Origin of the sequence: Streptomyces sp. NPDC005402, assembly GCF_040606575.1 — a bacterium.
Lineage (GTDB): Bacteria > Actinomycetota > Actinomycetes > Streptomycetales > Streptomycetaceae > Streptomyces.
In genome coordinates this window covers 29,480-55,604 of sequence record NZ_JBEXFB010000039.1, presented here as the reverse complement: position 1 = coordinate 55,604, position 26,125 = coordinate 29,480, and the positions used below count along the sequence as shown (strand labels likewise).

The following is a 26,125-nucleotide window of genomic DNA, read 5'->3' as shown; positions in this document are numbered from 1 at the left end:
CGATGTAGAGGAGGTCGGGCTCGCCCTCGGCGCGCCGGACGACATGGTCGTCCCAGACCTTCTCCGCGAGTGTCCTACCCATCGCTTTCCCTCCGGTCGGCCAGAGCTGCGCCGACCCAACTAGAAGCTCTTGTGGAGGCGACGCCCACGGCCCCTGTTCCCGGGCACCCGCCGCCTGGCCCGTTGGTCTGCGGGCCGCTGTGCCTACAAGGGTTGCGCGTCTCACGAAAAAAGGAACTTGCGTTTCACAGAGTGAGACGTGAGTATCGTTTCATGGACAACAGTAGCGGCGTCGGCGTCCTGGACAAGGCAGCCCTTGTCCTGAGCGCCCTGGAGTCCGGTCCGGCCACCCTCGCGGGCTTGGTCGCAGCGACCGGACTGGCACGACCCACGGCCCACCGGCTGGCCGTGGCTCTGGAACACCACCGCATGGTGGCACGCGACATGCAGGGCCGTTTCATTCTGGGCCCGCGCCTCGCCGAGCTGGCCGCGGCCGCAGGCGAGGACCGACTCCTCGCGACGGCCGGCCCGGTGCTCACGCATCTGCGGGACATCACGGGCGAGAGCGCTCAGCTCTACCGCCGCCAGGGCGACATGCGGATCTGCGTCGCCGCGGCGGAGCGCCTTTCGGGCCTCAGGGACACGGTCCCGGTCGGCTCGACGCTCACCATGAAGGCGGGCTCCTCGGCACAGATCCTGATGGCCTGGGAGGAGCCCGAGCGCCTGCACCGCGGTCTCCAGGGCGCCCGCTTCACGGCCACCGCCCTCTCGGGCGTCCGGCGCCGCGGCTGGGCGCAGTCCATCGGCGAGCGCGAGCCGGGCGTCGCGTCCGTCTCCGCGCCGGTACGCGGCCCCTCCAACCGTGTGGTGGCCGCCGTCTCCGTCTCGGGCCCCATCGAGCGCCTGTCGCGCCACCCGGGCCGTATGCACGCCCAGGCGGTCATCGACGCGGCGGCTCGCCTCTCCGAGGCGCTGCGCAGGACGGGCTGAGCAGCAGGGGACGGTCGTATCCCCGTCGGCTCAGGACCGGCCTCAACGCCGCGGCAGGACTTGGACCGACGGGAAGATGCCCCACCCAGGGGCGCGGGGAACTGCGCGATCAGCCCCACGGGCCCGCACGTGCCCCCTTCCGAAGCGCGCACGGCGCAGACTCCGCCACCACAGGCAGTCGCCCGTCCGACCCGCCGTCGCGGCTGGTCGCGCAGTTCCCGCGCCCCTAGGGAGTCACACTCCCGGACTTGTGGGCGAACCGCTCCTTCGCGGACCGACCCCGGCGCTCGACCGGCACCTGCCCATGCGCCGCCGCCAGCCCGAACGCCGGCATGTCCGCGTAGATCGACTCGTACGACCCCTCCGGCACCACGTACGCCTCGTGCCACAGGCCCACGTGCTGACGCGCCTTCCCCGCCTTCTCCTTGCGGTTGATCATCGTCCACGCCCGGTGGTGGAACATCTCCGGCGAGTGCGCGTACGCGTACAGCTTCTCCTTCGACTCCCAGTACTGGACGACGTAGTACGTCCGCGGTGACGCCGTCAGCAGTACGTGGGAGAGCAGCCCCCGCTCCGGCGCCCGCGACAGCTCCCGCAGCATCCGGGGCATGGCCAGCAGGACCGGGAGCCAGTGGTGCACGGCCCAGAAGTGGTTGATGCGCATCCCGATCAGCAGGACGACCACGTCACCCTTCGTGGACGCGGTGGTGCGGCCTGCGGCGACCTTCTTCCCGAACATGGGACCCCCCTTGTTGGCAAGCAGCACTATCCGAGTGCGGATGCTTGGATAGTGCCGGTATCCGAGAGGGGCCACAAGAGATGCGGCTGGCCGAACTCAGCGAGCGCAGCGGTGTGTCCACCGCGACGATCAAGTACTACCTGCGCGAAGGGCTGTTGCCGCCCGGCCGCCAGATCAACGCGACGACGGCCGAGTACGACGAGGACCATCTGCGGCGGCTGCGGCTGGTGCGCGCGATGATCCAGGTCGGCAAGGTGCCGGTGGCCACGGTCAGGGAGGTACTGGGCCACGTCGACGACGACTCCCTGCCCCGCGCGATGCGCCTGGGCGCAGCGGTCTGGGCGTTGCCGCAGGTACCGGAGCCGGACGCGGACGACGAGTTCGTGCTGGGCGCCCGGGCCGCGATGGAGGAGCTGCTCAGGACGCTGGGGTGGTCCAACGCGCAGGCCATGACGAACGTCTCCCCCGCGTTCCGTTCCCTGGTGGTGGCGGCGGCCGCGCTGCGGCGTCTCGGCTACGACTGGAGTCCCGAAATCCTCGTGCCCTACGCACGGTTGATGCGCCAGGTGGCCGAACTGGACATGGCGTTCATGGAGTCACACATGTCGGAGGCGGAGAAGGCCGAGGTCGCGGTGCTGGGCGTGGTGCTCGTCGAACCGATGCTGCAGGCACTGCACCGGCTGGCCCAGGAGGAGGAGTCGACCCGCAGATACGGTTGCGAATGAACCCGGGACGCGACTGAACCCGGAACGCAGCGAAGGCCCTCCGCCACAGCGAAGAGCCTTCGTCTCGTACCCCCGACCGGATTCGAACCGGCGCTACCGCCTTGAGAGGGCGGCGTGCTAGGCCGCTACACAACGGGGGCCCTAGCGATCCTGCACGCGTTCAATTTACAACGCCGCAGGTCCGAGCTGGTCTACCTGGACTCGAACCAAGAATGACGGTACCAGAAACCGTAGTGTTGCCAATTACACCATAGACCAATGCAATTCAAGGTAAAGCGTACCCCCGACCGGATTCGAACCGGCGCTACCGCCTTGAGAGGGCGGCGTGCTAGGCCGCTACACAACGGGGGCCCTAGCGATCCTGCGTGAGAGTCAGCGGGTGCGACCCGGACTGACCCTCCGGGAAGGATCTGTACCCCCGACCGGATTCGAACCGGCGCTACTGCCTTGAGAGGGCAGCGTGCTAGGCCGCTACACAACGGGGGCTTCGCGGAGTTGATCTCCGCCTGCAGATGAGCTCTGCGAGCTGGCCTACCTGGACTCGAACCAAGACTAACTGAACCAGAATCAGTCGTGCTGCCAATTACACCATAGGCCACTGGAACGCAAGCCCCTGAGGGGATCTTGTTCTAGTTCGCTCCTCCGGTTCCCGGCCTTTCGGCCCGCTCCCCGGCGGCGCAGGAAGAACATTACCTGAAGGTGGACGGGGCTCCAAAACGGGTATCCGCGCCGAGGATCGCGGGGAGTTCGGCGAGCGAGGCGATGCGGCGTGGCCCGGCGGGCGTGGGGACCTGGGCGTGCACACCGCCGTCGCGGTCGATCCAGACCGACAGCAGTCCTGCCTCGGCGGCGCCCCGGCCGTCGATCTCCGGGTGGTCGCCGACGTACGCCACCTGGTGCGGGTCCAGCTCCAGGGCGTCGCAGGCCGCGAGGAAGGCGCCGGCCTCCGGCTTGGAGACGCCCAGCTCGGCGGCGCACAGGATGACCTCGAAGCGGTCGTGGACGCCGAGGACGCGCAGTTTGTGGTCCTGGACGTGGATGCTGGAGTTGGACAGCACCGCGTGCCGGTGGCTGCCGGCGAGGGCGTCCAGGGCGGGCAGGACGTCCGGGAAGAGGGCCCAGGCGGTCTCGTAGTGCGCGATGTACCGCTGGAACCAGGCGTCGGCCTCCGCGTCGGTCAGCTCCTCGCCGAGGAACACCCGCACCCGCTCGCGTCGCTGCCCCTGGAAGTCGACCTCGCCCGCCGAGAACCGCGCCCACTGGGCGTCGGTGACCGCCCGCCACCTCACGATGGCCCGCTCGACGCTCTCGTACGCCTCCAGCAGCCCCTCGGCCGTCAGATGCAGGCGCATGCCGATGCGGTCGGCACCGGTGTAGTCGAAGAGGGTGTCGTCGACATCCCAGACCACGGCTTGGATGCTCATGTGCCGACGGTAGCCTGCGGCGGCCGCCGGCACACCGGGCCGGCGGCCGATACGCGAAGGGGTGGAGCCCGGAAGTCCGGGCTCCACCCCTTCGCGCGGGCGTGACCTACGCGGCGAGCTTCGCCAGCGCCGCGTCGATCCTCGCCAGCGTCGTCTCCTTGCCCAGGATCTCCAGGGACTCGAAGAGGGGCAGACCGACCGTGCGGCCGGTGACGGCCACCCGGACCGGGGCCTGGGCCTTGCCGAGCTTGAGGCCGTGGGTCTCGCCGGCGGCCAGGACGGCCTCCTTGAGGGACTCCGGCGAGGTCCAGTCCGCCGACTCCAGCTTCTCGCGGGCCGTGCGCAGCAGGGCGTCCGAGCCCTCCTTCATCGCCTTCGCCCAGCTCGCCTCGTCGAAGACCGGCTCCGCGAGGAAGAGGAAGTCGACGTTGTCGGTGATCTCGGAGAGGACCTTCAGGCGGGTCTGGGCGTGCGGGGCGATCGCCTGCCACTTCGTCTCGTCGAAGTCCTCCGGGGACCACGGGGCGAAGGGGGCCCGCAGCCACGGGGCGCAGCGCTCCGTGAAGTCCTTCACGTCGAGCAGGCGGATGTGGTCGGCGTTGATCGCCTCGCACTTCTTCAGGTCGAAGCGGGCCGGGTTGGGGTTCACGTCGGCGATGTCGAAGGCCGCGACCAGCTCGTCGGTGGTGAAGATGTCCTGGTCCGCGGAGAGCGACCAGCCCAGCAGGGACAGGTAGTTGAGCAGGCCCTCGGGCAGGAAGCCTCGCTCCCGGTAGAGGTTGAGCGAGGCCTGGGGGTCGCGCTTGGAGAGCTTCTTGTTGCCCTCGCCCATCACGTACGGCAGGTGCCCGAAGGCGGGCACGGTCTTCGCGACGCCCAGCTCGATCAGCGCCTTGTACAGGGCGATCTGGCGCGGGGTGGAGGACAGCAGGTCCTCGCCGCGCAGGACGTGCGTGATCTCCATCAGCGCGTCGTCGACCGGGTTGACGAGCGTGTAGAGGGGCGCCCCGTTGGCTCGTACGATCCCGTAGTCCGGAACGTTCTCCGGGGTGAAGGTCAGCTCGCCGCGGACCAGGTCCGTGAAGGTGATCGTCTCGTCGGGCATGCGGAAGCGGACGATGGGGGTACGGCCCTGGGCCTTGTACTCCTCGACCTGCTCGGCGCTCAGGTCGCGGCAGTGGCCGTCGTAGCCCGACGGCTTGCCGGCCGCGCGGGCCGCCTCGCGGCGGGTGTCCAGCTCCTCCTGGGAGCAGTAGCAGTGGTAGGCGTGGCCGGCGTCGAGGAGCTTGGCTGCGACGTCCTTGTAGAGGTCCATGCGCTGCGACTGGCGGTACGGCGCGTGCGGGCCGCCGACCTCGGGGCCCTCGTCCCAGTCGAAGCCCAGCCAGCGCATCGAGTCGAGGAGCTGGTGGTAGGACTCCTCGGAGTCGCGGGCCGCGTCGGTGTCCTCGATGCGGAAGACGAGCGTGCCCTGGTGGTGCCGGGCGAACGCCCAGTTGAACAGGGCAGTGCGGACCAGGCCCACATGGGGGTTACCGGTGGGCGAGGGGCAGAAACGTACGCGTGGGGGTACCCCCAGCGCGAGCGAAGTCGAGAGCCTGGGGGAGGGTGCGCTAGCCACGCTTGACAACCTTGTTGGTGAGAGTGCCGATGCCTTCGATGGTGACGGCGACCTCGTCGCCGACGGTGAGCGGCCCGACGCCTGCCGGGGTGCCCGTGAGGATCACGTCGCCGGGGAGCAGCGTCATGGCCTCGGAGATGTTGACGATCAGATCCTCGATCCCGTGGATCATCTCGCTGGTGCGGCCGAGCTGGCGTTGTTCGCCGTTCACGGTGAGCTGGATCGTCAGGTCGGATGCCGTCTCCAGGTCCAGGTCCGTCTCCACCCAGGGGCCCAGCGGGCAGGAGGTGTCGAAGCCCTTGGCCCGCGCCCACTGCTTCTCGCGCTTCTGGACGTCGCGGGCGGTGATGTCGTTGGCGCAGGTGTAGCCGAAGATCACGTCCTTGACGCGCTCGCGCGGGACCTCGCGGCACATACGGCCGATGACGACGGCCAGTTCGGCCTCGTGGTGGACGTCCGCGGAGAAGGACGGGTACTGGATCTCGTCGCCGGGGCCGATCACCGAGGTGGAGGGCTTGAAGAAGGCGAACGGGACGTCCGGGACGTCGTGGCCCAGTTCCCTGGCGTGGTCGGCGTAGTTACGGCCGTACGCCACGACCTTGTTGGGGAGCACCGGCGGCAGCAGACGCACCTTGTTGACCGGGACCTTCGTACCGGAGAGCTCGAAGTCCGCGAACGGGATGCCCTTGATGATGTCGAGGACGAGCTCGTCCGGCCTGTCGCCCTCGACCGCGCCGAAGGCGACGTTCCCGTCGATGGAGAATCTGGCGATGCGCACGGGATCTGGGCGCCCCTCTACTCGGCCGACTGGAGTCTGACGCTCCAGGCTAACGCGGGAAGGGTGCCCCGAGGCTCAGGACCGCGCGGCGCCCGGGCCCCCTCCCCGCAGGGCGGTGATCCGGGCGCGCTACGGTTACTTGGCCGCGGAGACCGGGATCTCCATCAGGACCGTGCGCCGGGGGTTGGCGGTCTGGGCGGGGAGGTCGAGCGGGTGCTCCGGCTGCTCCGGGATCTGCAGTGCGTCGGCGTCCTCGAGGTGCGCCAGCGTCGTGCGCCGCGGGTTGGCAATGTTGCGGAACATCATCGTCGTCTTCACGGTTGTACTCGACCTCGGCTGTGGTGGGTTGGACAGATGCGGCCTTCTTGTAAAGCGTCAGGCTAAACATGCCATTCCCTTCAGAACGCGCGAAGACCCTGTGATCGTCATGTGAGTTTGCTCACTGACCTATGGGCAAACCGGACAATTGCCAGCCTCGACTCACCCCAATGAAACGGACATTGACTCCCTGAAGCCATCATTCCGCTCCTGATCATGGCGACTGGGACACCTACCCCTGCGGGGTGACTCGCGGACCTATGTCCGATATCGACAGGAACGCTTTCCACACCCGGTGACACGACCCTCACGTGGTGTCACGTAGGTCACGGTCTGACCCTCGGACCTTGTTGGAGATCCTGCACTGTGCTGGAATTCCACGGACCGCCGCGGGATCGAACCGGCGCACAGGGGGCGCTGAGAAGCGCCGAGCGGCGGTGAGAAGGGGGAGCCAGCGCCGGTCACTCACGACCATCCGGGGTGCGTATTCAGGGCGCTCCCCACAACGCCGACACCGTGCTCCGCCGTCCTGCGGAGGAGCGCCTGGTCCAGAGGTTGCGACGCTAGTGCAGGGACGTTTCAAGAGGGATGGCAGCGCTTCGGCCGAGCCGGAGCGGCACGGCGGGACTGGCCCCAATGTCGGCAGTTCCTCCCCCCAGCACGCCCAGAACCCGGGCCCGAACCCGTCGGCCGACGGTGGTTCCGGCCCCGGGCGCCCCGGCACGTCGGCGTCCTCGGGCCCGGCGGCCACGCCGCCGGTGAAGCCCCCGAAGGGCCCGAACGGCCCGGGGTCGCGCGTAGCCCTGCGCAACTGGCGCATCTCCACGCGCCTGGTGTCGCTGCTCGCGCTCCCCGTGGTGGCGGCCACCTCGCTGGGCGCGCTGCGCATCAACGACTCCATGAACGACATCCAGCAGCTCGACAACATGAAGCTGCTGACGGAGATGACCAAGCAGGCCACCGAGCTGGCCGCCGCCCTCCAGGAGGAGCGCGACCAGTCGGCCGGACCGCTGGCGCACAACTCCACGGCGAGCAACATCACGGTCAAGGGCTACCGGGACAAGACGGACCGGGCCGCGACCAACTTCATCAACGCCGCCGAGGACATCGACACCTCCAGCAAGGACGGCAACCTCCAGGGCGTCCGCGACAGCCTCGTCGGCCTGGTCCGCGACCTGGACACGCTCAGCAAGATCCGCAGCGACGCCTACGAGACCAAGGGCAACGCGACCCAGACGGTGGAGTCCTACCACCGGCTGATCACCCACCTGCTGGACCTCTCGCAGGACATGGCCGAGGCCACCAGCAACCCGGACATGATCCAGCGCACCCGCGCCCTGGCGGCCTTCTCCTCCGCCAAGGAGTACGCGTCCATCCAGCGCGCGATCCTCGCCGCGGCCCTGCCGGCCAACAACACGACCCTCGGCAACCTCACCGAGAACGACCGGCTGTACGCCCAGGGCGCCCTGGAGAGCGAGGAGTCCGACCTCAGCAGCTTCCGGAGCATCTACGGCGACGACGGCGCCGAGGAACTCCTCAAGCCGGTCGAGGACGGCAGCTCCACCATCGAGGCGTCCGACCAGTACGCCGGCCGTGCCTTCGGCCGGCCCGAGGGCCTCGCCGACCTCGACCGGCGCTCCTACAAGGACTGGGTCGACGACAGCTCGACCAAGATCCAGCAGATGGGGAACATCGAGCACACGCTGCTCGAGGACATGGAGCAGAAGGCCCGCGAGCTGCGCAGTGCCACCGAACGCGACGCGATCATCGCCGGTGCGCTGATCCTGATCGTGCTCGGTGTCTCCCTGGTCGGCGCCTTCGTCGTGGCCCGGTCCATGATCCGCTCGCTGCGCCGCCTGCAGGAGACCGCCACCAAGGTCGCCCAGGACCGCCTGCCCGAGCTGGTCAAGCAGCTGTCCGAGGCGGACCCGCAGGACGTCGACACGTCCGTGGAGTCGGTCGGTGTGCACTCCCGGGACGAGATCGGCCGCGTGGCCGCGGCCTTCGACGACGTGCACCGCGAGGCGGTCCGCCTCGCCGCCGAGCAGGCCCTGCTGCGGGGCAACGTCAACGCGATGTTCACCAACCTCTCGCGCCGCTCCCAGGGCCTCATCCAGCGTCAGCTCTCGCTCATCTCCGAACTGGAGTCCCGCGAGGCCGACCCGGACCAGCTGTCCTCGCTCTTCAAGCTCGACCACCTCGCGACGCGTATGCGCCGTAACGGTGAGAACCTCCTCGTCCTCGCCGGTGAGGAGCCCGGCCGCCGCTGGACCCGCCCGGTCCCGCTGGTCGACGTGCTGCGCGCCGCGGCCTCCGAGGTGGAGCAGTACGAGCGCATCGAGCTGTCCTCCGTGCCGACCACCGAAGTGGCCGGCCGGGTCGTCAACGACCTCGTGCACCTGCTCGCCGAGCTGCTGGAGAACGCCACATCGTTCTCCTCCCCGCAGACCAAGGTCAAGGTCACCGGTCACGCGCTGCCCGACGGCCGCGTCCTGATCGAGATCCACGACACCGGCATCGGCCTCTCCCCCGAGGACCTCGCCGCGATCAACGAGCGGCTCGCCTCGCCGCCCACCGTGGACGTCTCCGTCTCCCGCCGCATGGGTCTGTTCGTGGTCGGCCGGCTGTCCCAGCGGCACGGCATCCGCATCCAGCTGCGCCCGTCCGACTCCGGTGGCACGACCGCGCTGGTCATGCTGCCCGTCGATGTCGCCCAGGGCGGCAAGAAGCCCCAGCCCAAGCCCGGTCAGGGCGCCCCCGGTGCCCCCGCGGCGGCGCAGGCCGCCGCCGGTGTGGCCGCGGCCCGTCGTGGCGGCGGCAACGGCCAGGGCGGCGGCGTTCTCGGCGGTGCGCCCGGTGGCGCGGGCGGCGGCGCTCTCGGCGCCGGTGCCCCGTCGGGCGGGCGGCTCAACGCCGGTCAGGGACCGCGGGCCGCGCTGCCCGGCAGTGGCCAGGGCGGTCGCCCCGGTGCGCCGGGCGGGCAGCGTGGACCGCAGGGTCCCGGTATGCCTCCGCAGGGCCGGCCCGCTCCGGCCGGTGCCGGGTTCGGCGGCCAGGCGCCGGGTGCCCCGCAGGGTCTCCAGGCCGCGGGCACGAGCGGTCCGGGCCAAAACGCCTTCAGTGGCCAGGACGCTTTCGGCGGCGGACAGGACGCCTTCGGCGGCCGGGGTTCCGTGCCCCCGCCGGCGCAGGCCCCGAACGCCGGCCAGGCCCCCGAGCCGGGCGGCCGGCGCCGTCGGCCGCAGCTGCCGGGCCGCGGTGGTCCGCGGGCCGAGCTGCCGGGCGGCAACCAGCCCCGCACGCCGAGCTGGAGCGACGAGAACGCGCAGCCGCCGGTGCCGCGCGCCTCGCTCGACGTCCCGCGCGGCCACGACGAGCAGGACCCCGCCGCCACATCACGCATGCCGCGGATCGAGGACCACCGGGGTCCGGCGAGCACCTCCGAGTTCCCCCGCCCGGACTTCGACGCCCCGCAGAACACCGGTCAGTTCCCGATGCAGGGTGCGAACGGCCCGCAGGGCGACTTCCCCCGTCCGGGCGCGGTCGGCCCGCAGAACACCGGCCAGTTCCCGCGGCCGGGATCCAACGGCCCCCAGGACACCGGCGAGTTCCCCCGTCCCGGCGCGAACGATCCGCAGAACACGGGTGGCTACGTCCGCCCGGACGTCTTCGGCACTTCGCCCGCGCAGAACGGCAGCTCGCAGACCGGGCAGTTCGCGACTCCGTCGGCGTACGACAACGGCTCGACGGGCCAGTTCGCGATGCCGGGCTACGACGGGAGTTCCACCGGGCAGCACTCGCTGCCCGGCCGTCAGGACCCCGCGTCCACGGGCCAGTTCGAGCGCCCCCAGACCAACGGTGCCGACTTCGGTGCCCCGCGGCCGCCCGTGCCGCCGCGGCCGCAGCAGCGGCCGGTCCGCCAGGAGCCCGAGGCGCTGCCGCCCGCGGGTCCCGGTGACGGCCGTACGCCGCTGTACGACACGTTGGAGACCAACTGGTTCCACGGCAGCCAGCAGCAGGAACAGGAGCAGTCGGCCAACGGCAACGGCTCCTCCCCGGCTCAGGCCCCGCGGCAGCAGCAGGCCTCGGCGTCCCCACAGAGTTCTGCCGGCGCTCCGCAACGGCCCGCGGCCTCCGCGGCCTGGCGCAGTTCGCCGAACGACGACCTCGTCCGGCAGGCGGAGCGTGTCCGCCAGCCGGCCGCGGGCGGTGTCACCACCTCCGGTCTGCCGCGCCGGGTACCCAGGGCGAACCTCGTCCCGGGTACGGCTCAGCAGCAACAGCACCAAAGCGGTCCGGCTGTCTCGCGTGCGCCTGATGACGTGCGCGGTCGGCTGACCAATCTCCGTCGGGGTATCGCGCAAGGTCGTCAGGTCGGCGGCAACGGCCAGACGGGCAGTTTCCCGAACCCCACTCACCAGCAGGAGCGTTAGTTGAGCCCGATGAGCCAGGCGGCACAGAACCTCAACTGGTTGATCACCAACTTCGTGGACAACACCCCCGGGGTGTCCCACACCGTCGTCGTGTCCGCCGACGGCCTTCTGCTGGCGATGTCCGAGGGCTTCCCGCGCGACCGTGCCGACCAGCTGGCGGCCGTCGCGTCGGGGCTGACCTCGCTCACGGCGGGTGCCTCGCGGATCTTCGAGGGCGGCAGCGTGGCCCAGACCGTCGTGGAGATGGAGCGGGGATTCCTCTTCCTCATGTCCGTCTCGGACGGTTCCTCGCTCGCGGTCCTCGCGCACCCGGAATGCGACATCGGCCTCGTCGGCTATGAGATGGCACTGCTCGTCGATCGCGCGGGGGCCGTCCTCACGCCCGATCTGCGAGCCGAGCTGCAAGGCAGTCTGCTCCACTGACCCCACCGGATCCACCCGTCTCACCAAATCACCGTCCGGCCGCCACAATCCCCCCACCGGCCTCACCAGACGGCTAGCCAGACCGACTTGCTGTCCCGCCCGGAGGATTCATGACCCCGCCCACCGCCTCTCATGATCCGTACGCGGAGCCGTACGAGGATGAGGGCGACCAGCCGCTGGTACGTCCGTACGCGATGACCGGCGGCCGGACCCGGCCGCGCTACCAGCTCGCCATCGAGGCCCTGATCAGCACCACGGCCGACCCGGCGGCAATGATGGGGCTCCTCCCCGAGCACCAGCGCATCTGCCACCTGTGCCGTGAGGTGAAGTCGGTCGCCGAGGTCTCGGCGCTGCTCGCCATGCCGCTCGGGGTGGCCAGGATCCTCGTCGCGGACCTCGCCGAGGCCGGCCTGGTGGCCATCCACCAGCCGGGCGGCGACGAGAACAACGGCGGCGCTCCCGATGTGACGCTGCTCGAAAGGGTGCTCAGTGGACTTCGCAAGCTCTGACGCGGGGCGGACCACCACCTCCGCGAAGATCGTGGTGGCGGGTGGCTTCGGCGTGGGCAAGACCACGTTCGTCGGGGCCGTCTCGGAGATCAACCCGCTGCGTACCGAGGCCGTCATGACGTCCGCGTCAGCGGGCATCGACGACCTCACCCACACCGGGGACAAGACGACCACCACGGTCGCCATGGACTTCGGCCGCATCACCCTGGACCAGGACCTGATCCTGTACCTCTTCGGTACACCCGGCCAGGACCGCTTCTGGTTCATGTGGGACGACCTGGTCCGCGGCGCCATCGGCGCGGTCGTCCTGGTGGACACCCGGCGTCTCGCCGACTGCTTCCCCGCGGTCGACTACTTCGAGAACAGCGGCCTGCCGTTCGTCGTGGCCCTCAACGGCTTCGACGGGCACCAGCCGTACGCTCCCGAGGAGGTGCGCGAGGCCCTGCAGATCGGGCCGGACGCGCCGATCATCACGACGGACGCCCGGCACCGGTCGGACGCCAAGAGTGCCCTGATCACACTGGTCGAGCACGCCCTCATGGCCCGCCTGCGGTAACGCCCCAGGGACGTGTCGACCCGCTCCCAAATCAACATCGCCATACGGCAGTTGTCGTAGATGTCCCGGAGCCGGCTGTGGCCTTGGACACGGTCGGCCCCGGTGTTCATAACGTTTCGGCAGAGGAATCGGGTGGTACGGCCACGCGTGGTTGCCAACCGGTCTCGCTGCGCTCACAACGGCCCCGTCTTTTGACGGGGCTCGCTCTTTATGACCGTTTTATCTGGGGTTTACATCACGCGGAATCCGCGCGTACCACTGTTTGGAGGTGTGCAGGCCGTCGTGCTGGAATGCCTGAACTGCCCAATAGTCAAAGACGTACTCATCAGTCGATGACGTATTGGGCGCTGAGAGACTGCGGCACAACGTAGGTGCCGACCCCTCCGAGAGGTTGTTGGTCGAGTGAGGCGAAGCAAGAACGGTCCCGAGCCGTCGGCCCGGGGCAACTTCACCCCGCCGCCGCGCGGAGCGGCGTCCGCCCCTGTGTCCGGTCCGGAGCCGACGGCTGCGCCGCCGTCCGGCGGTGGACGGTTCTCCCCGCGCAACTGGCGGGTGCCCACCCGGCTGAACGCGATCCTGCTCATACCCGTGATCGTCGGCCTCGTCATGGGCGGCTTCCAGGTCAAGAGCTCGATCGACACCTGGCGGGAAGCCGAGGACGCGGAGAACACCGCGCGCCTCGTCCGGGCCTCCCTCAGCTACGCCGACGCCCTCTACCAAGAGCGCGACAGCACCGCCGCCCCCCTGCTGAGCGGGGAAGGCCAGGACAACGCCACGGTCGTCGCCGCCCGCAAGAAGACCGACCAGGCCGCCGACGCCTTCGACGAGGCCGCCCAGAACATGCCGCAGAAGGCGGGCCTCGAGCGCCGCCTCCAGCTGTTCCGGGACGGCGAGGGAGGGCTCCAGACGCTGCGCGCGGGCGCCTACACCTCCTCCAAGCTCACCGGCGTGAAGACCGAAGAGGGCTACACCCAGATCGCGCACCCGCTGACGGAGTTCGCCAACGAGCTCGGCCTCGGCACCGGCAACATCACCAGCTACGGCCGTACGGTCTACGCCATCGAGCTCACCAAGGCGGCCCTGTCGCTGCAGCGCTCCATCGGCATGCACCTGCTGATCAAGCCCGGCCCGGGTCTGAGCAGCTTCGCCAGCCAGAAGGTCGCCCTCTCCTCGTACGCGTACCTGGAGGGCATCGCCGTCGAGGAGTACGTCGGCGGTGGCACCGCGGCCGACGCGGCGAAGCTCGACGCCGCCAAGAAGCAGATCCAGACGGACGGAGCGGCGCTGGCCAAGGAGGCCGCCGCCAAGAACCCGGACTACGTCCCGCCGCCGTCCAACCCGACGGACATGGTCTCCAGCATCGCCCAGCTGCCGTCGATGGACGACAGCGCCCGTGGGGCGCTCGCCAAGGACGGCATCACCGCCGAGAACTGGTGGGCGGTCAACACCCTCAAGTACAACGCCTACCGGCAGATCGAGACGGACCTGGCCGACACCGCGGTGAACGAGGCCGCGAACATCGCCGACGAGGCCAAGCGCGACGCGTTCATCGTGGGTGCCGCCGTCGTGGTCGCCCTGCTCCTCGCGTTCATCCTGGCCGGTGCGGTCGCCCGGCAGATGTCCCGCTCGATGCGCCAGCTGCGCAACGCCGCCTTCGGCATCGCCGAGCAGCGGCTGCCGATGCTGGTCGACCAGCTCTCGCGCACCGACCCCGGCCGGGTCGACACCCGGGTCGCGCCGATTCCCATCAACACCAGGGACGAGATCGGCGAGGTCGCCCGCGCCTTCGACCAGGTCCACCGCGAGGCCGTACGACTGGCCTCCGAGCAGGCCCTGCTGCGGGGCAACATCAACGCGATCTTCACCAACCTGTCCCGGCGCAACCAGTCGCTGATCGAGGGCCAGCTGACCCTGATCACCGAGCTGGAGAACAACGAGGCCGACCCGGACCAGCTGGAGAACCTCTTCCGCCTGGACCACCTCGCGACCCGTATGCGCCGCAACGGCGAGAACCTCCTGGTCCTCGCCGGCGAGGAGCCCGGCCGCCGCTGGGACCAGCCGGTCCCGCTGGTCGACGTCCTGCGTGCCGCCTCCTCCGAGGTGGAGCAGTACGAGCGTGTCGAGCTGTCGGGTGTTCCGGAGGCCGAGATCCACGGCCGGGCCGTGACCGACCTCGTGCACCTGCTGGCCGAGCTGCTGGAGAACGCCACGACGTTCTCCTCGCCGCAGACCAAGGTCCGCGTCACCGCGACCCGGCTGCCCGACGGCCGCATCATGATCGAGATCCACGACAAGGGCATCGGCCTCACCGCCGAGGACTTCGCGGACATCAACCACAAGCTGGCCAACCCGCCGACCGTGGACGCCGCGATCTCCCAGCGCATGGGCCTGTTCGTGGTCGGCCGGCTGTCCGACCGGCACGGCATCCGCGTCCAGCTGCGCCCCTCGGGCGAGCAGGCCGGCACCACCTCGCTGGTCATGCTGCCCGACGCGATCACGCACGGCGGTGGCGGCGAGCACCAGCCGGCCGCCGACGAGTTCACCGTCTCGCAGATCATGCCGGAGCAGCAGTACCAGGGTGAGGACTTCAACAACGGTCTGCCCATGCGTACGGCAGCGGAGCTCGGCTTCGACGACAGCCGCTACTCCGAGGTCCCGGACGACATACGCGAGCTGGACCCGGTCGGCCGCTCCCTGATGCGCGAGGAGCGCCGGGCGGCCCTGGAGGCCCAGAGCCAGGACGAGCCGCCGGCCCTGCAGGGTCCGGAGTCGTCGTACACCGACGCGTTCGACGCTTCCCGCGCCGCCCCGCAGGCCGGCTACGACAACAGCCGCAACGGCTACCCCGAGCAGCAGCCCGCCGCGTACGACCAGCAGACGTCGTACGAGGAGGCTCCGCAGGCGCCGTACGAGGGGCAGCGGCAGACGGCGTACGAGGAGCCGAACCGTCCGGCGTACGAAGAGCCGTACTTCGCGCAGAACGGCGGCCTGCCGCAGAACGACACCTTCTCCCCGGCCGGCGGCTACCCGGAACCCTCCTATGCGGAGCCGGTCCAGGAGGAGCCCGCGGCGGTGCACGCCACCGCCCCGGAGCCCTTCTCGGGCTTCGAGGAGCGCCGCTACCAGGATGACTGGCCGCAGTCGGACGGCTACCAGGGCGGCTACCCGGACCAGTACGCTCCGGAAGCGGAATCTGCGCAGGCCGCTGACGTGAGTGAGCGCGACCGCGTAGGCTTCGACCGTCCGGGGCCGGCCCCCGCCTCCGTGGGTCACAAGCTGACCGACGCCGGGCTTCCCCGCCGTGGCTCCACCGGGAGCGGCGCGAACGGCTCGAACGGCACGCGGAACGCGAACCAGGAGCCGTCGGCTCCGGCGCCGGAGAGCAACGGCAGCGGCGACAGCTGGCGCTCGGCCAACGACGCGCGGTGGCAACAGGCCTCCCAGCTCCGGAAGCCCAAGGCGGGCGGGGTCACCTCCTCCGGTCTGCCGCGGCGGGTACCCAAGGCCAACCTGGTCGAGGGAGCCGCCGAAGCCACTCACCAGGGGGGCCCATCGGTCTCCCGTGCTCCCGAGGACGTCCGGGGCAGGCTGAGCAACCTGCGTCGCGGTGTCCAGCGGGGCCGCAACGCAGGCAGTGAAACGAACGGTCAGGGCTTCGGTTCTGACAGCACCTACAACCAGGAGCGTTAGTGTGAGCCCGATGAGCCAGGCGGCGCAGAACCTGAACTGGTTGATCACCAACTTCGTGGACAACACCCCGGGGGTGTCCCACACGGTGGTGGTCTCCGCCGACGGACTCCTTCTGGCGATGTCCGAAGGCTTTCCGCGCGACCGAGCCGACCAGCTTGCGGCCGTCGCCTCCGGTCTGACCTCGCTGACCGCGGGTGCCTCGCGCATCTTCGAGGGCGGCGCGGTGAACCAGACTGTTGTGGAGATGGAGCGGGGATTCCTCTTCATCATGTCCGTATCCGACGGTTCGTCCCTCGCGGTTCTCGCACATCCGGAGGCGGACATCGGTCTCATCGGGTACGAGATGGCTCTTCTGGTGGACCGCGCCGGTTCGGTCCTGACGCCCGATCTGCGTGCGGAGCTCCAGGGCAGCCTGCTCAACTGACAAACAGACGGTGCGTTTTGGCGTCCCGGGGCCGTAAGGTTTCGGGACGCGGCTCCACACAGCGTGATGGGTGCCCCGGCACAGTCGGAGGAGGAGAGAGAGTGGCAACACCCCCAGGTGGTTCATCTGGCAATTGGTCGTACGGCCCTGGCCAGGGCCAGAACGACGGTTCCCAGAACTCGAACCGCTACAACTTCCCCTCCGCACCCAGCCAGCGGCGTCAGCAGCCGTACGCGCCCCAGGGCCCGCAGGGTCCCGGTCCCTCGCCGTACGACCAGCCGCCCGCCCCGCGCATCCAGCCCGTGCAGCCGCAACGACGCTCCTCCGAGCCTTCACCCGCGGGAGGCGCCAGCAACCCCCTGGTGCGTCCGTACGCCATGACAGGCGGCCGGACTCGCCCGCGCTACCAGCTCGCCATCGAGGCGCTGGTGCACACCACCGCGCAGCCGCATCAGATGCAGGGCCAGTTGCCCGAGCATCAGCGGATCTGCAATCTCTGCCGAGAGATCAAGTCGGTAGCCGAGATTTCGGCGTTGCTGACCATTCCCCTCGGCGTGGCCAGGATCCTCGTCGCCGACTTGGCGGAGGCGGGACTGGTCGCCATCCATCAGCCCGGCGGCGACGAGAGCGCCGGCGGCCAGCCAGACGTGACACTGCTCGAAAGGGTGCTCAGTGGACTTCGCAAGCTCTAGCGGCGGTCCTTCCCGCTCCACCACCTCGGCGAAGATCGTGGTGGCGGGTGGCTTCGGCGTGGGCAAGACCACGTTCGTCGGGGCCGTCTCGGAGATCAACCCGCTGCGTACCGAGGCCGTCATGACGTCCGCGTCAGCGGGCATCGACGACCTCACCCACACCGGGGACAAGACGACCACCACGGTCGCCATGGACTTCGGCCGCATCACCCTGGACCAGGACCTGATCCTGTACCTCTTCGGTACACCCGGCCAGGACCGCTTCTGGTTCATGTGGGACGACCTGGTCCGCGGCGCCATCGGCGCGATCGTCCTCGTGGACACGAGGCGCCTTGCCGACTGCTTCCCGGCGGTCGACTACTTCGAGAACTCGGGGCTTCCTTTTGTGATCGCCCTGAACGGCTTCGACGGCCAGCAGCCGTACAACCCGGACGAGGTGCGCGAGGCGCTCCAGATCGGCCCGGACACCCCGATCATCACGACGGACGCGCGGCACCGGGCGGATGCCAAGTCTGCGCTCATCACCCTGGTCGAGCACGCGCTGATGGCTCGCCTGCGGTAGTAGGCGGCTCTTGCGGCCACTGGGCTGCCACGGACGGTTGTACGCCGTCTGCGGGTGCTCGGTGGCCGTTCGCGCAGTTCCCCGCGCTCCCTGGGCAAGACTGAGGGCCCCTCTTTCGAGAGGGGCCCTTAGTCGTTCGTACGGAAAGAGCTCAGTGCCAGCTGTGCGGGGCGCGGAAGCCGCCCTCGCGCTCCAGGCGGCGCCAGCCGGCCCTGGGGCGGCCTCGGTGGGCCGGGGTCTCGGAGGGCTGGGCCGCGGCGCGAGCCAGCAGGATCGCCGTGATCGCGGCGACTTCCTCGGGCTCGGCGTGGCCCTTCTCGACGCGGATGTCAGGGGTGCTCATAGGTCACAGTCTCCGTGAGAGAGGTTTCCGCGAGGGTGTCGCGGAGGGTCCGCTGGGTTACTGCGGAGGGTTGCCGTGCTTACGGGAGGGCAGGTCGGCGTGCTTGGACTGGAGCATCGCCAGGGACCGGATCAGGACCTCGCGGGTTTCCGCCGGGTCGATCACGTCGTCCACCAGGCCACGCTCCGCCGCGTAGTACGGGTGCATGAGCTCGGACTTGTACTCCTTGACCATGCGGGCCCGCATGGCCTCGGGGTCCTCGGCCTCGGCGATCTGACGCCGGAAGATGACGTTGGCGGCACCTTCGGCACCCATCACGGCGATCTCGTTCGTCGGCCAGGCGTAGGTGAGGTCCGCACCGATGGACTGGCTGTCCATGACGATGTAGGCACCTCCGTACGCCTTGCGCAGGATCAGGGAGATCCTCGGCACGGTGGCGTTGCAGTAGGCGTAGAGCAGCTTGGCGCCGTGCCGGATGATGCCGCCGTGCTCCTGGTCGACGCCCGGAAGGAACCCGGGGACGTCCAGGAAAGTGACGATCGGGATATTGAAAGCGTCACACATCTGGACAAAGCGTGCAGCTTTTTCCGATGCCTCGATGTCCAGGACACCGGCGAGCGTCGAGGGCTGGTTCGCCACGATGCCGACGACCTGGCCGTCCAGGCGGGCCAGCGCGCAGATGATGTTGCGGGCCCAGCGCTCGTGGACCTCCAGGTAGTCGCCGTCGTCGACGATCTCCTCGATGACCTTGGCCATGTCGTACGGCCGGTTGCCGTCCGCCGGGACCAGGTCGAGGAGGACCTCGCCGCGCCGGTCGGCCGCGTCGGCGGACTCCACCCGCGGCGGGTTCTCCCGGTTGTTCTGCGGGAGCATCGACAGCAGGTAGCGCACCTCGGCGAGGCACGTCTCCTCGTCGTCGTAGGCGAAGTGGCAGACGCCCGACGTCTCGGCGTGCACGTCCGCGCCGCCGAGGCCGTTCTGGGTGATCTCCTCGCCCGTCACCGCCTTCACGACATCCGGTCCCGTGATGAACATCTGGGAGGTCTCGCGGACCATGAAGACGAAGTCGGTGAGGGCGGGGCTGTAGGCCGCGCCGCCGGCGCACGGGCCGAGCATCACGCTGATCTGCGGGATGACACCCGACGCCCTGGTGTTGCGCTGGAAGATGCCACCGTAGCCCGCGAGGGCACTGACACCCTCCTGGATACGGGCGCCCGCGCCGTCGTTCAACGACACCAGCGGCGCTCCGGCCGCGATAGCCATGTCCATGATCTTGTGGATCTTCGTGGCGTGGGCCTCGCCCAGCGCGCCGCCGAAGATGCGGAAGTCGTGGGCGTAGACGAAGACCGTACGGCCCTCCACCGTGCCCCAGCCGGTGATGACACCGTCGGTGTACGGCTTCTTGGCCTCCAGGCCGAATCCGGTCGCCCGGTGCCGGCGCAGCTGCTCGACCTCCTGGAAGGACCCCGGGTCGAGGAGGAGCTCGATGCGCTCCCGTGCGGTCAGCTTGCCCTTGGCGTGCTGCGCCTCGGTCGCCTTCTCGCTGGGGCCGGCCAGGGCCGTCGCACGGATTTCGTGCAGCTCGGCCACCCGCCCGCGCGCGTCCGTCGGCTCGCCCGTCGACTCACTCGGCGCCTCATCCAAAACGGTCATGTAGCGACCATACGAACACCCGCGAGAAAAGCGAGCCGTCGACTCCTCACAGTCTCCGGCCCGTTTTCCTGGTGCGACCGAACAGAACCCTGGAAGCATGCAGGCGTTCTGACTGCTCAGGGGGCCTGCTGCTTGTAGGGGTCGAACAAAGTCAGAGCGTGAGAGCCACCTCACATCCGTGTGGGGCGCATGCCTTCCCCGGAGTGACGCGCAGGTGCAGCAGGCGGCCGGTGGCAAGCACCTCGACCGTGTCGTCGGCCCGCACGACCGAGCGCACGGGCCGGTTCCAGACGATCTCCAGCGGTTCGCCCGAACGGGGTGGCTCGCCGACGCAGAGGGTAGCGGTACGGCCGCTGCGGCGGACCAGCACGCTCGCCCCCGCCGACGCGGTGAGCGGGCCCGCCGTACCGGCCCGCCAGAAGTTCGCGGCGGTCAGGCCCAGGCGGTCGACGCGGACGGCCTGACACGTGCTGTCGTTGGCGAGGACCGACAGCCAGTGCCGGTCGGCGGCGCGAGCGGCGACGGTGCGGCGGGAGGCGCCGGGCAGCAGGACATAGGCGTACGAGGCGTCGACGGGGTCGGTGCCGTGGTCGAGCCAGAGGGTCTGCCAGCGCCGGGTGCGCCGTTCGGTCGTACTGGAGGTGTTGATGTCGGACCAGGCGCCGGTGCGGTCCTCGCGCAGGGTGTGCAGGCCATCGGGGACGAGCCAGCCTCCGTGCCCCTCCAGATGCGCCCAGCCCCGCCCCCGCGCGAAGGACTGGGTGCCGCCCTCCCCCAGGTTGCGGTTGTCGACGATGGTCTCGACCGGGACGCCGTCGGCGCAGGTGATGCCCGCGCCGAGGCAGATCACCGCGTCCGCGACGCAGAACCACGACGTGCGGGCCTCCAGCGTCGACCCCAGCCCCTTGAGGTGCTGGCCGATCGCCGCGTACTCGCCGTCGGTCGTGCCGCCGACCCAGCGGACGTCCGGCTTGGGCTCGCCCCACTCGCCGCCGGCCCGGTCGGGAAGGCGCTTGGTGGAGACGGTCGTCCCCGGGAGGCGGTACCAGTCGACGGTGGGCCAGTACCAGTCCGTGTACTGATCACTGCGGCCCGCGGCCCACCAGGAGAGCATTCCGGCGCCGGTGTGCCAGCCGCGCGGGTTCTCGCCGTTGCCGCATTCGTAGGCGGCGATGCGGTCGCTGGCCATGGCGATGTTCGCGACGAAGCCGGGGCGGCGGTGGACGGCTCTGTCCATGGCGGCGAAGAGTGTGTGCCCGACGGGTTCGGGGACGGCCGGGACGGAGGAGGCGGCCACCGCGTGCAGCCGGGCGAGGTCGGCGACCCCGAACTGAGGTGCCGCCAGAATCGGCGTGACCGTGTCCCGTTCGATCCAGCCCTTCACCAGGCCGTGCCAGCGGGTCCGCTCCTCCTCGCTCGCCCCGCCCGCGAGCAGCGCGATGGCGGCGATGACCCCCTGGCCGTGGTAATGGTCGCCGCGCATCACATGGCGGTCGTCGCTCTTGAGGTAACCGCGGCTGATGGCACGGCCGTTGACGCTGTCCATCACCAACCCGTCGTGGATCAAGGGGGCGTAGGCGTGCTCGACGCTGTCGAGGACGGTCTGCCTGTTCGGGTCGGTCACCTCCCACTCGGAGCCCGCGAGAAGGGCGAAGAGACGGCCGAGACCGTCGAGCATGACCTGGCCGTAGGTGCCGGAGTAGGCGACCCAGGTGTGCTGGACGAAGGAGCCGTCGGCGTAGAGACCGTCTCCCTTCGTGACGTACGGGAAGACCGGCGAGAGGGCGTCTCTGGCGAGGGTGATCCGGTCGGGGGCCCTGCCGAGGATGCCGCGCAGGGCGACGGAGCGGCAGAGGTCGACGCGGTTGGCGCCGGTGGAGGTGCCGGAGTAGTCGGTGAGCATGGTGTCGGGGATGAAGTGGTCGACGGCGGCGCAGGCCGCGGTCTTCTGAGCGTCCGTGAGGTGGTCGTGGAGGGCGGCCGTGATGTCCATGAGGAGGCGGGGGCTGCCGATCTGCCATTCCCACCAGTTGCCGTACCGGGTGGTGGAGGGGTTGTAGACGGTGGCGGAGAGGTGGTCGAGGCCGCCGAGGACGTCCGCGAGGAGCGTCTCGTCGCCGGTCGAGCCGGTGCCCCGCTGGACGTAGGCCTGGGTCATCGTCCACAGGCGGCTGTAGCTCCGGGTGATGCCGCCCGGGGGGTCGTAGGGCAGGCCGGCCCAGAGGGAGGTGGGCGTCGGGGCCATGGTGGCGCGGAAGCCGCGGGCGAGCTCGCCGGTCTCGGCGAGGCGGGAGGCGTACGGCTCCGACGCCGGGTCGTAACCGGTGCCGAGGGCGATGTCGAGCCAGCGCCGGCGGAGGGTGCCGTAGGGGTCGGCCGCGTCGGCGCGGGCGGGCGGGGCGGCGGTGGCCAGGAGCGCCGCCGCGAGTAAGACGGCTCTGCGAGTGGGTCGCACGGGGGCTCTGCGCTGCGGGTTCATAACGGGCCATGTACCACCGCGGGGCGATCGCGCCAACACCGCGCGGATGATGTTGAAACCTGTATGGAATAGGTCTACGGTCGTTCGCGTTGAGTGGTTCAAGATTCAACATCCTCACTCCAAGGAGCTCCGTCATGGCGAACACCGACCTGACCGCACTGACCGGCGACTACACGATCGACACCGCCCACTCCACGATCGGCTTCACCGTCCGGCACGCCATGGTCACCAACGTCAAGGGCAAGTTCGACGAGTTCAGCGGCTCGCTGCACCTGGACGGCGGCGACCCGTCCGCGTCGACGGCCTCCATCGACGTCAAGATGGACAGCATCGACACCGGGTCCGAGGACCGCGACGGGCACCTCAAGAGCGCGGACTTCTTCAAGATCGAGGAGTTCCCGACGATGACCTTCCGCTCCACCAAGGCGGAGGCGCTCGGCGACGAGGACTACCGCATCACCGGCGACCTGACGATCCTCGGCACCACCAAGCCGCTCACCATCGACCTCGAGTTCAACGGCGCCGCGAAGGACCCGTTCGGCAACGAGCGCGTGGGCTTCGAGGGCAAGGCGGAGATCAAGCGCTCCGAGTGGGGCCTGACCTGGAACGCGGCCCTGGAGACGGGCGGTGTCCTGATCTCCGACAAGATCAAGCTGACCTTCGACATCTCCGCGATCAAGAACGCCTGACGCCTTTGCCGCGGATCAGGTGGTGCGGATGCAGGTCGTACCGCTGTACGGAGCCGTGGGTGCCGGAGAGACCGGTGGCCGTAGTGCTCAACAGGCGTGCGCCGCGCGGTCGTATCGCCGCATCATGGGCCGTATGACCAACACCCCCGCCTGGATCACCGTCGCGTCGTACGAGAACGTCCGCGGCCGCCCGACCCCCCTGGCCGCCGTGCGGGCTTGACTGCGGGAGCGCGGGATCGACTGGATGCCCTTCGTCGTCGAGCGCGAGGTGCGGTTCGGTCTCGCGTGCGGGCCCGGGGAGGACGGGCGGTGGCGGGGGTGGTTCACGGTGGACGTGGCCGCGGAGGCGTTGTGGCGGCTCGGGTTGCACCCGGGCCAGCCGTCCTCCGTGGTCGACGGGCCCTCACCGCCGGGGTGGTGGCATGCCGCCGGGGAGCGGTACGCGCTCGGCCGTCAGGTGTCCTGAGCGGCGCCGGACCGCAGGACGGCGGGCTCGGCCGGGTTCCCCGTGGCACGGCCCGCCTCGTTCGGCCGCACGGCACCCCGTGTCGCCGTCCGCCGTTTCGGGACCGGCAGCAGCCACCACGCCGATGCCACCGTAAGTACGGCGCCGACCGCGATCGCCGCGAGGCGGATGGGCAGGAGGCTCGTCGCGTCCTGGCCGAACCAGGCCAGGAGGAGCGAGAGCGCGGTGGTCATCCCGGCCGCCCAGTAGGCGTAGTTGAGGGGGCGCAGCCACAGGGCGATCGCCAGGACCGTGAACATCAGGACCACCGAGTCCGGGCCGGTGATCCCGGCCGCGGCGACACCGGTCGCCAGCACGGTGCCCGCACAGGCCCCCGCGAGGCGCTCGATTCCCTTGCGTACGACGTCCGTTCGGCCGCGGTTGCCGCTCGCGGCGACGTACGCCGTCAGGACCGCCCAGGGCCAGTGGTCGTCGAAGAGGAGCCGGCCGGCGACGAAGGCGGCGGCGATCGCGGCCGCCATCTGCAACGCCATGCGGGTACTCGGGCGCGGGCGGAGACGGGACGGGCGGCGGGGCGCCGGATTCGGCGGCTCGGGATCGGGCCGCCAGGGACCGTACCGGTCTCCCAGCCCCTGCACCAGCCACACACAGCACACCGCGAGCACCCCTATCAACGCCGCCCAGGCCCAACTCACCAGCGCGCCCTGGGCCTTGGGCGGCAGCGCCGGTCCGGGGACGACCAGGAGGGCGACGAACGGGAGGGTCATCAGGGTGCCCGCCTTCGTGGCGGTGGGGCCGTAGCGGCGGATCCAGACGGGGCCGAGATCCCGGCCGTGAAGACGGCCGCGCCGAGAACAAAGTGCGCGGAGATCAGTCGGCCGACCGGGATCGAGACCGCCGCCGTCGCGGGCAGCAACGCGAGCGCGATGAGTCGGCGGCGGATGTCCGCGGTGCGCTGGGTTCCGGCCAGGGTGAGGGTGAGGGCGACCGCGAGGACGAGGACATCGGTGTGCAGTCCGGCGACCGCCTCCAGACAGAGGGCGAGAGACCAGGAGAGCAGCACGGAGGTCATGGTCAGAGCGGCTTCGTACGCGTTGCGTATGAGTTTGACCGTCACTTGAGCGAGAGTACGGCCATTGGGCGAGGCGCAGGTAGTAAGTATCTGCGTACGATTTACCCATGGAATCCCTCGCCTCCGCCGCCCGTATCCGTCGGGGCGTCGTGCGACTGAACCGGCGGCTTCGGCAGGAGCGCGGTGACGGCAGCCTCCCTCCGAGCCAGTTGGAAGTGCTCGGGCACCTCCATCGGCACGGGCCCGCCACCCCTGGCGAGGTCGCGGCGGCGCTGCGGCAGCGACCGCAGTCGCTCACCCGGGTCTTCGCCGAGCTGGAGGCCGAGGGGCTGGTGGCACGCGAGGCCGGGACCGTGGACCGGCGTCAGTCCGTGCTGTCCGCCACGGAGGCGGGGCGGCTGGCGCTGGAGCGGGACATGGCCGAGCGGGACGCGTGGCTGGCGGGGGCGTTGGCTTCCTTGAGCGCCACCGAGCGCGGGGTGCTGGAGCTGGCCGCGGAGTTGATGGAGCGGGTCGCCGACACGGAGACGCCTGGCTGAATCGCACTCCTTGTGCGCGAGGTCACAGGATTCCCATAATCCATCAACAGATTTGACCGGCCCATGTCATAACTTGGGCGTTCCTTTTATGGCCCTGATTGGCATGAGCACGTCAAAGCCACCCCCACCTGGGAGGCATCACCTTGAAGAGACTCCTCACCGCCCTCAAGAGATGTCTGGCGGTCGGAGCCGCCGCGCTCGCGATCGCCAGTCTCCAGCCCGTGTCGGCCGCGCAGGCCGCGCCCTCGCCCGTCGTCGGCGGCAGCCGTGCCGCACAGGGCGAGTTCCCGTTCATGGTGCGGCTGTCCATGGGGTGCGGCGGGGCGCTGTACACCCAGCAGATTGTGCTCACCGCCGCGCACTGCGTGAACGGGACCGGGGCGAACACCGGCATCACCGCGACCGCGGGTACCGTCGACCTCCAGTCGAGCACCGGGCGGGTCCAGGTCAGGTCGACGTACGTCTACCGGGCGCCCGGATACAACGGGGACGGCAAGGACTGGGCGCTCATCAAGCTCGCCTCGCCGATCAACCTTCCCACGCTGAAGATCGCGACGACGACGCAGTACAACACCGGGACCTTCACGGTCGCGGGGTGGGGTGCGGCCACCGAGGGCGGGGCTCAGCAGCGGTATCTGCTGAAGGCCACCGTGCCGTTCGTGAGCGACGCGACCTGCCGGGGATACAGCGGGTACAGCGGGCTCATCGCCAACGAGGAGATCTGCGCGGGGTACGCCTCGGGTGGGGTCGACACCTGCCAGGGAGACTCCGGCGGGCCGATGTTCCGGCGCGACTCGGCGAACGCGTGGGTGCAGGTGGGCATCGTGAGCTGGGGCATAGGGTGCGCCCGGGCGAACGCACCCGGGGTCTACACCGAGGTGTCCACGTTCGCCTCGGCCATCGCTTCGGCGGCTGCGTCGCTGTGAGGTGACGCGGGTCTCGTACGGTCTTCCGCGGGTCCGGTGCGTTGGTGCCGGGCCTGCGGTTTTCCGCCCCCGCC

At 70.0% G+C, this 26,125-nt stretch carries 25 protein-coding genes and 5 tRNA genes; 15 read left to right on the top strand and 15 right to left on the bottom strand.

Annotated features, from left to right (window positions below; all coding sequences use genetic code 11):
- Positions 1-273 precede the first annotated feature (273 nt).
- A complete protein-coding gene (gene ndgR / locus ABZT02_RS42510; protein ID WP_286064918.1) occupies positions 274-990 on the top strand; it encodes an IclR family transcriptional regulator NdgR in 717 nt (238 codons plus the stop codon).
- Between the two features lie 226 nt (positions 991-1,216).
- Here ndgR and ABZT02_RS42505 read toward each other — a convergent pair whose 3' ends face one another.
- Positions 1,217-1,729 (bottom strand): DUF4188 domain-containing protein, encoded by a 513-nt coding sequence (locus ABZT02_RS42505; protein ID WP_356027980.1) that lies wholly within the window; start codon positions 1,727-1,729, stop codon positions 1,217-1,219.
- Positions 1,730-1,809: 80 nt separating this feature from the next.
- On the opposite strand from ABZT02_RS42505, the gene ABZT02_RS42500 reads away from it, so the two are divergent.
- A complete protein-coding gene (locus ABZT02_RS42500; protein WP_356027977.1) occupies positions 1,810-2,454 on the top strand; it encodes a MerR family transcriptional regulator in 645 nt (214 codons plus the stop codon).
- A 67-nt stretch (positions 2,455-2,521) separates the two neighbouring features.
- Here the strand turns inward: ABZT02_RS42500 and ABZT02_RS42495 are convergent.
- From ABZT02_RS42495 to ABZT02_RS42455, 9 genes are all read right to left on the bottom strand, one after another.
- Positions 2,522-2,594: transfer RNA gene (locus ABZT02_RS42495), tRNA-Glu, on the bottom strand.
- A 46-nt stretch (positions 2,595-2,640) separates the two neighbouring features.
- Positions 2,641-2,712: transfer RNA gene (locus ABZT02_RS42490), tRNA-Gln, on the bottom strand.
- Between the two features lie 20 nt (positions 2,713-2,732).
- A tRNA-Glu gene (locus ABZT02_RS42485) sits at positions 2,733-2,805 on the bottom strand.
- A gap of 62 nt (positions 2,806-2,867) precedes the next feature.
- Positions 2,868-2,940: transfer RNA gene (locus ABZT02_RS42480), tRNA-Glu, on the bottom strand.
- 40 nt (positions 2,941-2,980) lie between these two features.
- A tRNA-Gln gene (locus ABZT02_RS42475) sits at positions 2,981-3,052 on the bottom strand.
- Between the two features lie 91 nt (positions 3,053-3,143).
- A complete protein-coding gene (locus ABZT02_RS42470; protein WP_356027975.1) occupies positions 3,144-3,878 on the bottom strand; it encodes an HAD family hydrolase in 735 nt (244 codons plus the stop codon).
- Between the two features lie 106 nt (positions 3,879-3,984).
- Positions 3,985-5,499 carry a glutamate--tRNA ligase gene (gltX, locus tag ABZT02_RS42465; protein ID WP_356027973.1) on the bottom strand — a complete coding sequence of 505 codons (1,515 nt, stop codon included), beginning with the start codon at positions 5,497-5,499 and terminating at the stop codon, positions 3,985-3,987.
- Positions 5,492-6,277: a fumarylacetoacetate hydrolase family protein gene (locus ABZT02_RS42460; RefSeq protein ID WP_356027971.1), complete on the bottom strand. Its 786-nt coding sequence runs from the start codon at positions 6,275-6,277 to the stop codon at positions 5,492-5,494. Before ABZT02_RS42460 ends, gltX begins: the two co-directional genes overlap by 8 nt.
- A 135-nt stretch (positions 6,278-6,412) precedes the next feature.
- Complete coding sequence (locus ABZT02_RS42455; RefSeq protein WP_007384915.1) at positions 6,413-6,595, bottom strand: hypothetical protein; 183 nt, start codon at positions 6,593-6,595, stop codon at positions 6,413-6,415.
- A 566-nt stretch (positions 6,596-7,161) separates the two neighbouring features.
- On the opposite strand from ABZT02_RS42455, the gene ABZT02_RS42450 reads away from it, so the two are divergent.
- From ABZT02_RS42450 to ABZT02_RS42415, 8 genes are all read left to right on the top strand, one after another.
- On the top strand, positions 7,162-11,028 hold the full coding sequence (locus ABZT02_RS42450; protein WP_356027969.1) for a nitrate- and nitrite sensing domain-containing protein: 3,867 nt from the start codon (positions 7,162-7,164) through the stop codon (positions 11,026-11,028).
- A gap of 9 nt (positions 11,029-11,037) precedes the next feature.
- Positions 11,038-11,451, top strand: coding sequence for a roadblock/LC7 domain-containing protein (locus tag ABZT02_RS42445; RefSeq protein ID WP_003993189.1), 414 nt, complete (start codon positions 11,038-11,040; stop codon positions 11,449-11,451).
- A gap of 110 nt (positions 11,452-11,561) precedes the next feature.
- Positions 11,562-11,960, top strand: coding sequence for a DUF742 domain-containing protein (locus ABZT02_RS42440; RefSeq protein WP_031054058.1), 399 nt, complete (start codon positions 11,562-11,564; stop codon positions 11,958-11,960).
- Positions 11,941-12,516: an ATP/GTP-binding protein gene (locus ABZT02_RS42435; protein ID WP_123991819.1), complete on the top strand. Its 576-nt coding sequence runs from the start codon at positions 11,941-11,943 to the stop codon at positions 12,514-12,516. Before ABZT02_RS42440 ends, ABZT02_RS42435 begins: the two co-directional genes overlap by 20 nt.
- Positions 12,517-12,918: 402 nt before the next feature.
- On the top strand, positions 12,919-16,206 hold the full coding sequence (locus ABZT02_RS42430) for a nitrate- and nitrite sensing domain-containing protein (RefSeq protein ID WP_356027966.1): 3,288 nt from the start codon (positions 12,919-12,921) through the stop codon (positions 16,204-16,206).
- Between the two features lie 10 nt (positions 16,207-16,216).
- On the top strand, positions 16,217-16,630 hold the full coding sequence (locus tag ABZT02_RS42425) for a roadblock/LC7 domain-containing protein (RefSeq protein ID WP_007384910.1): 414 nt from the start codon (positions 16,217-16,219) through the stop codon (positions 16,628-16,630).
- 101 nt (positions 16,631-16,731) lie between these two features.
- The gene (locus ABZT02_RS42420; protein WP_356027964.1) at positions 16,732-17,322 is read left to right on the top strand and encodes a DUF742 domain-containing protein; all 591 of its coding nucleotides are present in this window, start codon (positions 16,732-16,734) and stop codon (positions 17,320-17,322) included.
- The gene (locus tag ABZT02_RS42415; protein WP_009314218.1) at positions 17,303-17,884 is read left to right on the top strand and encodes an ATP/GTP-binding protein; all 582 of its coding nucleotides are present in this window, start codon (positions 17,303-17,305) and stop codon (positions 17,882-17,884) included. The genes ABZT02_RS42420 and ABZT02_RS42415 overlap by 20 nt, the downstream gene beginning before the upstream one ends.
- 151 nt (positions 17,885-18,035) lie before the next feature.
- On the opposite strand, the gene ABZT02_RS42410 is transcribed toward ABZT02_RS42415, so the two are convergent.
- The 3 genes from ABZT02_RS42410 to ABZT02_RS42400 form a co-directional block, all read right to left on the bottom strand.
- Positions 18,036-18,227: an acyl-CoA carboxylase subunit epsilon gene (locus ABZT02_RS42410; RefSeq protein ID WP_037712356.1), complete on the bottom strand. Its 192-nt coding sequence runs from the start codon at positions 18,225-18,227 to the stop codon at positions 18,036-18,038.
- 57 nt (positions 18,228-18,284) lie between these two features.
- Positions 18,285-19,880, bottom strand: coding sequence for an acyl-CoA carboxylase subunit beta (locus tag ABZT02_RS42405; RefSeq protein WP_356027961.1), 1,596 nt, complete (start codon positions 19,878-19,880; stop codon positions 18,285-18,287).
- A 151-nt stretch (positions 19,881-20,031) separates the two neighbouring features.
- Positions 20,032-22,359 carry a polysaccharide lyase 8 family protein gene (locus ABZT02_RS42400; RefSeq protein ID WP_356027959.1) on the bottom strand — a complete coding sequence of 776 codons (2,328 nt, stop codon included), beginning with the start codon at positions 22,357-22,359 and terminating at the stop codon, positions 20,032-20,034.
- 134 nt (positions 22,360-22,493) lie between these two features.
- On the opposite strand from ABZT02_RS42400, the gene ABZT02_RS42395 reads away from it, so the two are divergent.
- The 3 genes from ABZT02_RS42395 to ABZT02_RS42385 are packed head-to-tail and all read left to right on the top strand — an operon-like array spanning position 22,494 to position 23,514.
- Positions 22,494-23,048, top strand: coding sequence for a YceI family protein (locus ABZT02_RS42395; RefSeq protein ID WP_356027957.1), 555 nt, complete (start codon positions 22,494-22,496; stop codon positions 23,046-23,048).
- A 28-nt stretch (positions 23,049-23,076) separates the two neighbouring features.
- Positions 23,077-23,268 (top strand): hypothetical protein, encoded by a 192-nt coding sequence (locus ABZT02_RS42390; protein WP_356027955.1) that lies wholly within the window; start codon positions 23,077-23,079, stop codon positions 23,266-23,268.
- 24 nt (positions 23,269-23,292) lie between these two features.
- Entirely contained in the window at positions 23,293-23,514 is a 222-nt protein-coding gene (locus tag ABZT02_RS42385) for a hypothetical protein (RefSeq protein WP_356027953.1), read from the top strand.
- Here the strand turns inward: ABZT02_RS42385 and ABZT02_RS42380 are convergent.
- Together ABZT02_RS42380 and ABZT02_RS42375 are read right to left on the bottom strand one after the other, a co-directional pair.
- Entirely contained in the window at positions 23,502-24,281 is a 780-nt protein-coding gene (locus tag ABZT02_RS42380; protein ID WP_356027951.1) for an FUSC family protein, read from the bottom strand. The two genes, ABZT02_RS42385 and ABZT02_RS42380, sit on opposite strands and share 13 nt — an antisense overlap.
- Complete coding sequence (locus ABZT02_RS42375) at positions 24,281-24,631, bottom strand: hypothetical protein (RefSeq protein ID WP_356027949.1); 351 nt, start codon at positions 24,629-24,631, stop codon at positions 24,281-24,283. The genes ABZT02_RS42380 and ABZT02_RS42375 overlap by 1 nt, the downstream gene beginning before the upstream one ends.
- A gap of 62 nt (positions 24,632-24,693) precedes the next feature.
- Between ABZT02_RS42375 and ABZT02_RS42370 the strand changes: the two genes are divergently transcribed.
- On the top strand, positions 24,694-25,125 hold the full coding sequence (locus tag ABZT02_RS42370; protein ID WP_356027947.1) for a MarR family transcriptional regulator: 432 nt from the start codon (positions 24,694-24,696) through the stop codon (positions 25,123-25,125).
- 143 nt (positions 25,126-25,268) lie between these two features.
- Complete coding sequence (locus tag ABZT02_RS42365; protein ID WP_356027945.1) at positions 25,269-26,051, top strand: serine protease; 783 nt, start codon at positions 25,269-25,271, stop codon at positions 26,049-26,051.
- The last annotated feature ends 74 nt before the right edge of the window (positions 26,052-26,125 follow it).

Bases quoted from the DNA above. Each gene is read 5' to 3' on its own strand.
- ABZT02_RS42405 (WP_356027961.1), bottom strand. From the start codon at position 19,880: ATGACCGTTTTGGATGAGGCGCCGAGTGAGTCGACGGGCGAGCCGACG.
- ABZT02_RS42425 (WP_007384910.1), top strand. From the start codon at position 16,217: ATGAGCCAGGCGGCGCAGAACCTGAACTGGTTGATCACCAACTTCGTG.
- ndgR (WP_286064918.1), top strand. From the start codon at position 274: ATGGACAACAGTAGCGGCGTCGGCGTCCTGGACAAGGCAGCCCTTGTC.
- ABZT02_RS42370 (WP_356027947.1), top strand. From the start codon at position 24,694: ATGGAATCCCTCGCCTCCGCCGCCCGTATCCGTCGGGGCGTCGTGCGA.
- ABZT02_RS42445 (WP_003993189.1), top strand. From the start codon at position 11,038: ATGAGCCAGGCGGCACAGAACCTCAACTGGTTGATCACCAACTTCGTG.
- ABZT02_RS42410 (WP_037712356.1), bottom strand. From the start codon at position 18,227: ATGAGCACCCCTGACATCCGCGTCGAGAAGGGCCACGCCGAGCCCGAG.
- ABZT02_RS42500 (WP_356027977.1), top strand. From the start codon at position 1,810: ATGCGGCTGGCCGAACTCAGCGAGCGCAGCGGTGTGTCCACCGCGACG.
- ABZT02_RS42380 (WP_356027951.1), bottom strand. From the start codon at position 24,281: ATGACCCTCCCGTTCGTCGCCCTCCTGGTCGTCCCCGGACCGGCGCTG.
- ABZT02_RS42400 (WP_356027959.1), bottom strand. From the start codon at position 22,359: ATGAACCCGCAGCGCAGAGCCCCCGTGCGACCCACTCGCAGAGCCGTC.
- ABZT02_RS42390 (WP_356027955.1), top strand. From the start codon at position 23,077: ATGCAGGTCGTACCGCTGTACGGAGCCGTGGGTGCCGGAGAGACCGGT.
- ABZT02_RS42440 (WP_031054058.1), top strand. From the start codon at position 11,562: ATGACCCCGCCCACCGCCTCTCATGATCCGTACGCGGAGCCGTACGAG.
- ABZT02_RS42395 (WP_356027957.1), top strand. From the start codon at position 22,494: ATGGCGAACACCGACCTGACCGCACTGACCGGCGACTACACGATCGAC.
- ABZT02_RS42385 (WP_356027953.1), top strand. From the start codon at position 23,293: ATGCCCTTCGTCGTCGAGCGCGAGGTGCGGTTCGGTCTCGCGTGCGGG.
- ABZT02_RS42505 (WP_356027980.1), bottom strand. From the start codon at position 1,729: ATGTTCGGGAAGAAGGTCGCCGCAGGCCGCACCACCGCGTCCACGAAG.
- ABZT02_RS42470 (WP_356027975.1), bottom strand. From the start codon at position 3,878: ATGAGCATCCAAGCCGTGGTCTGGGATGTCGACGACACCCTCTTCGAC.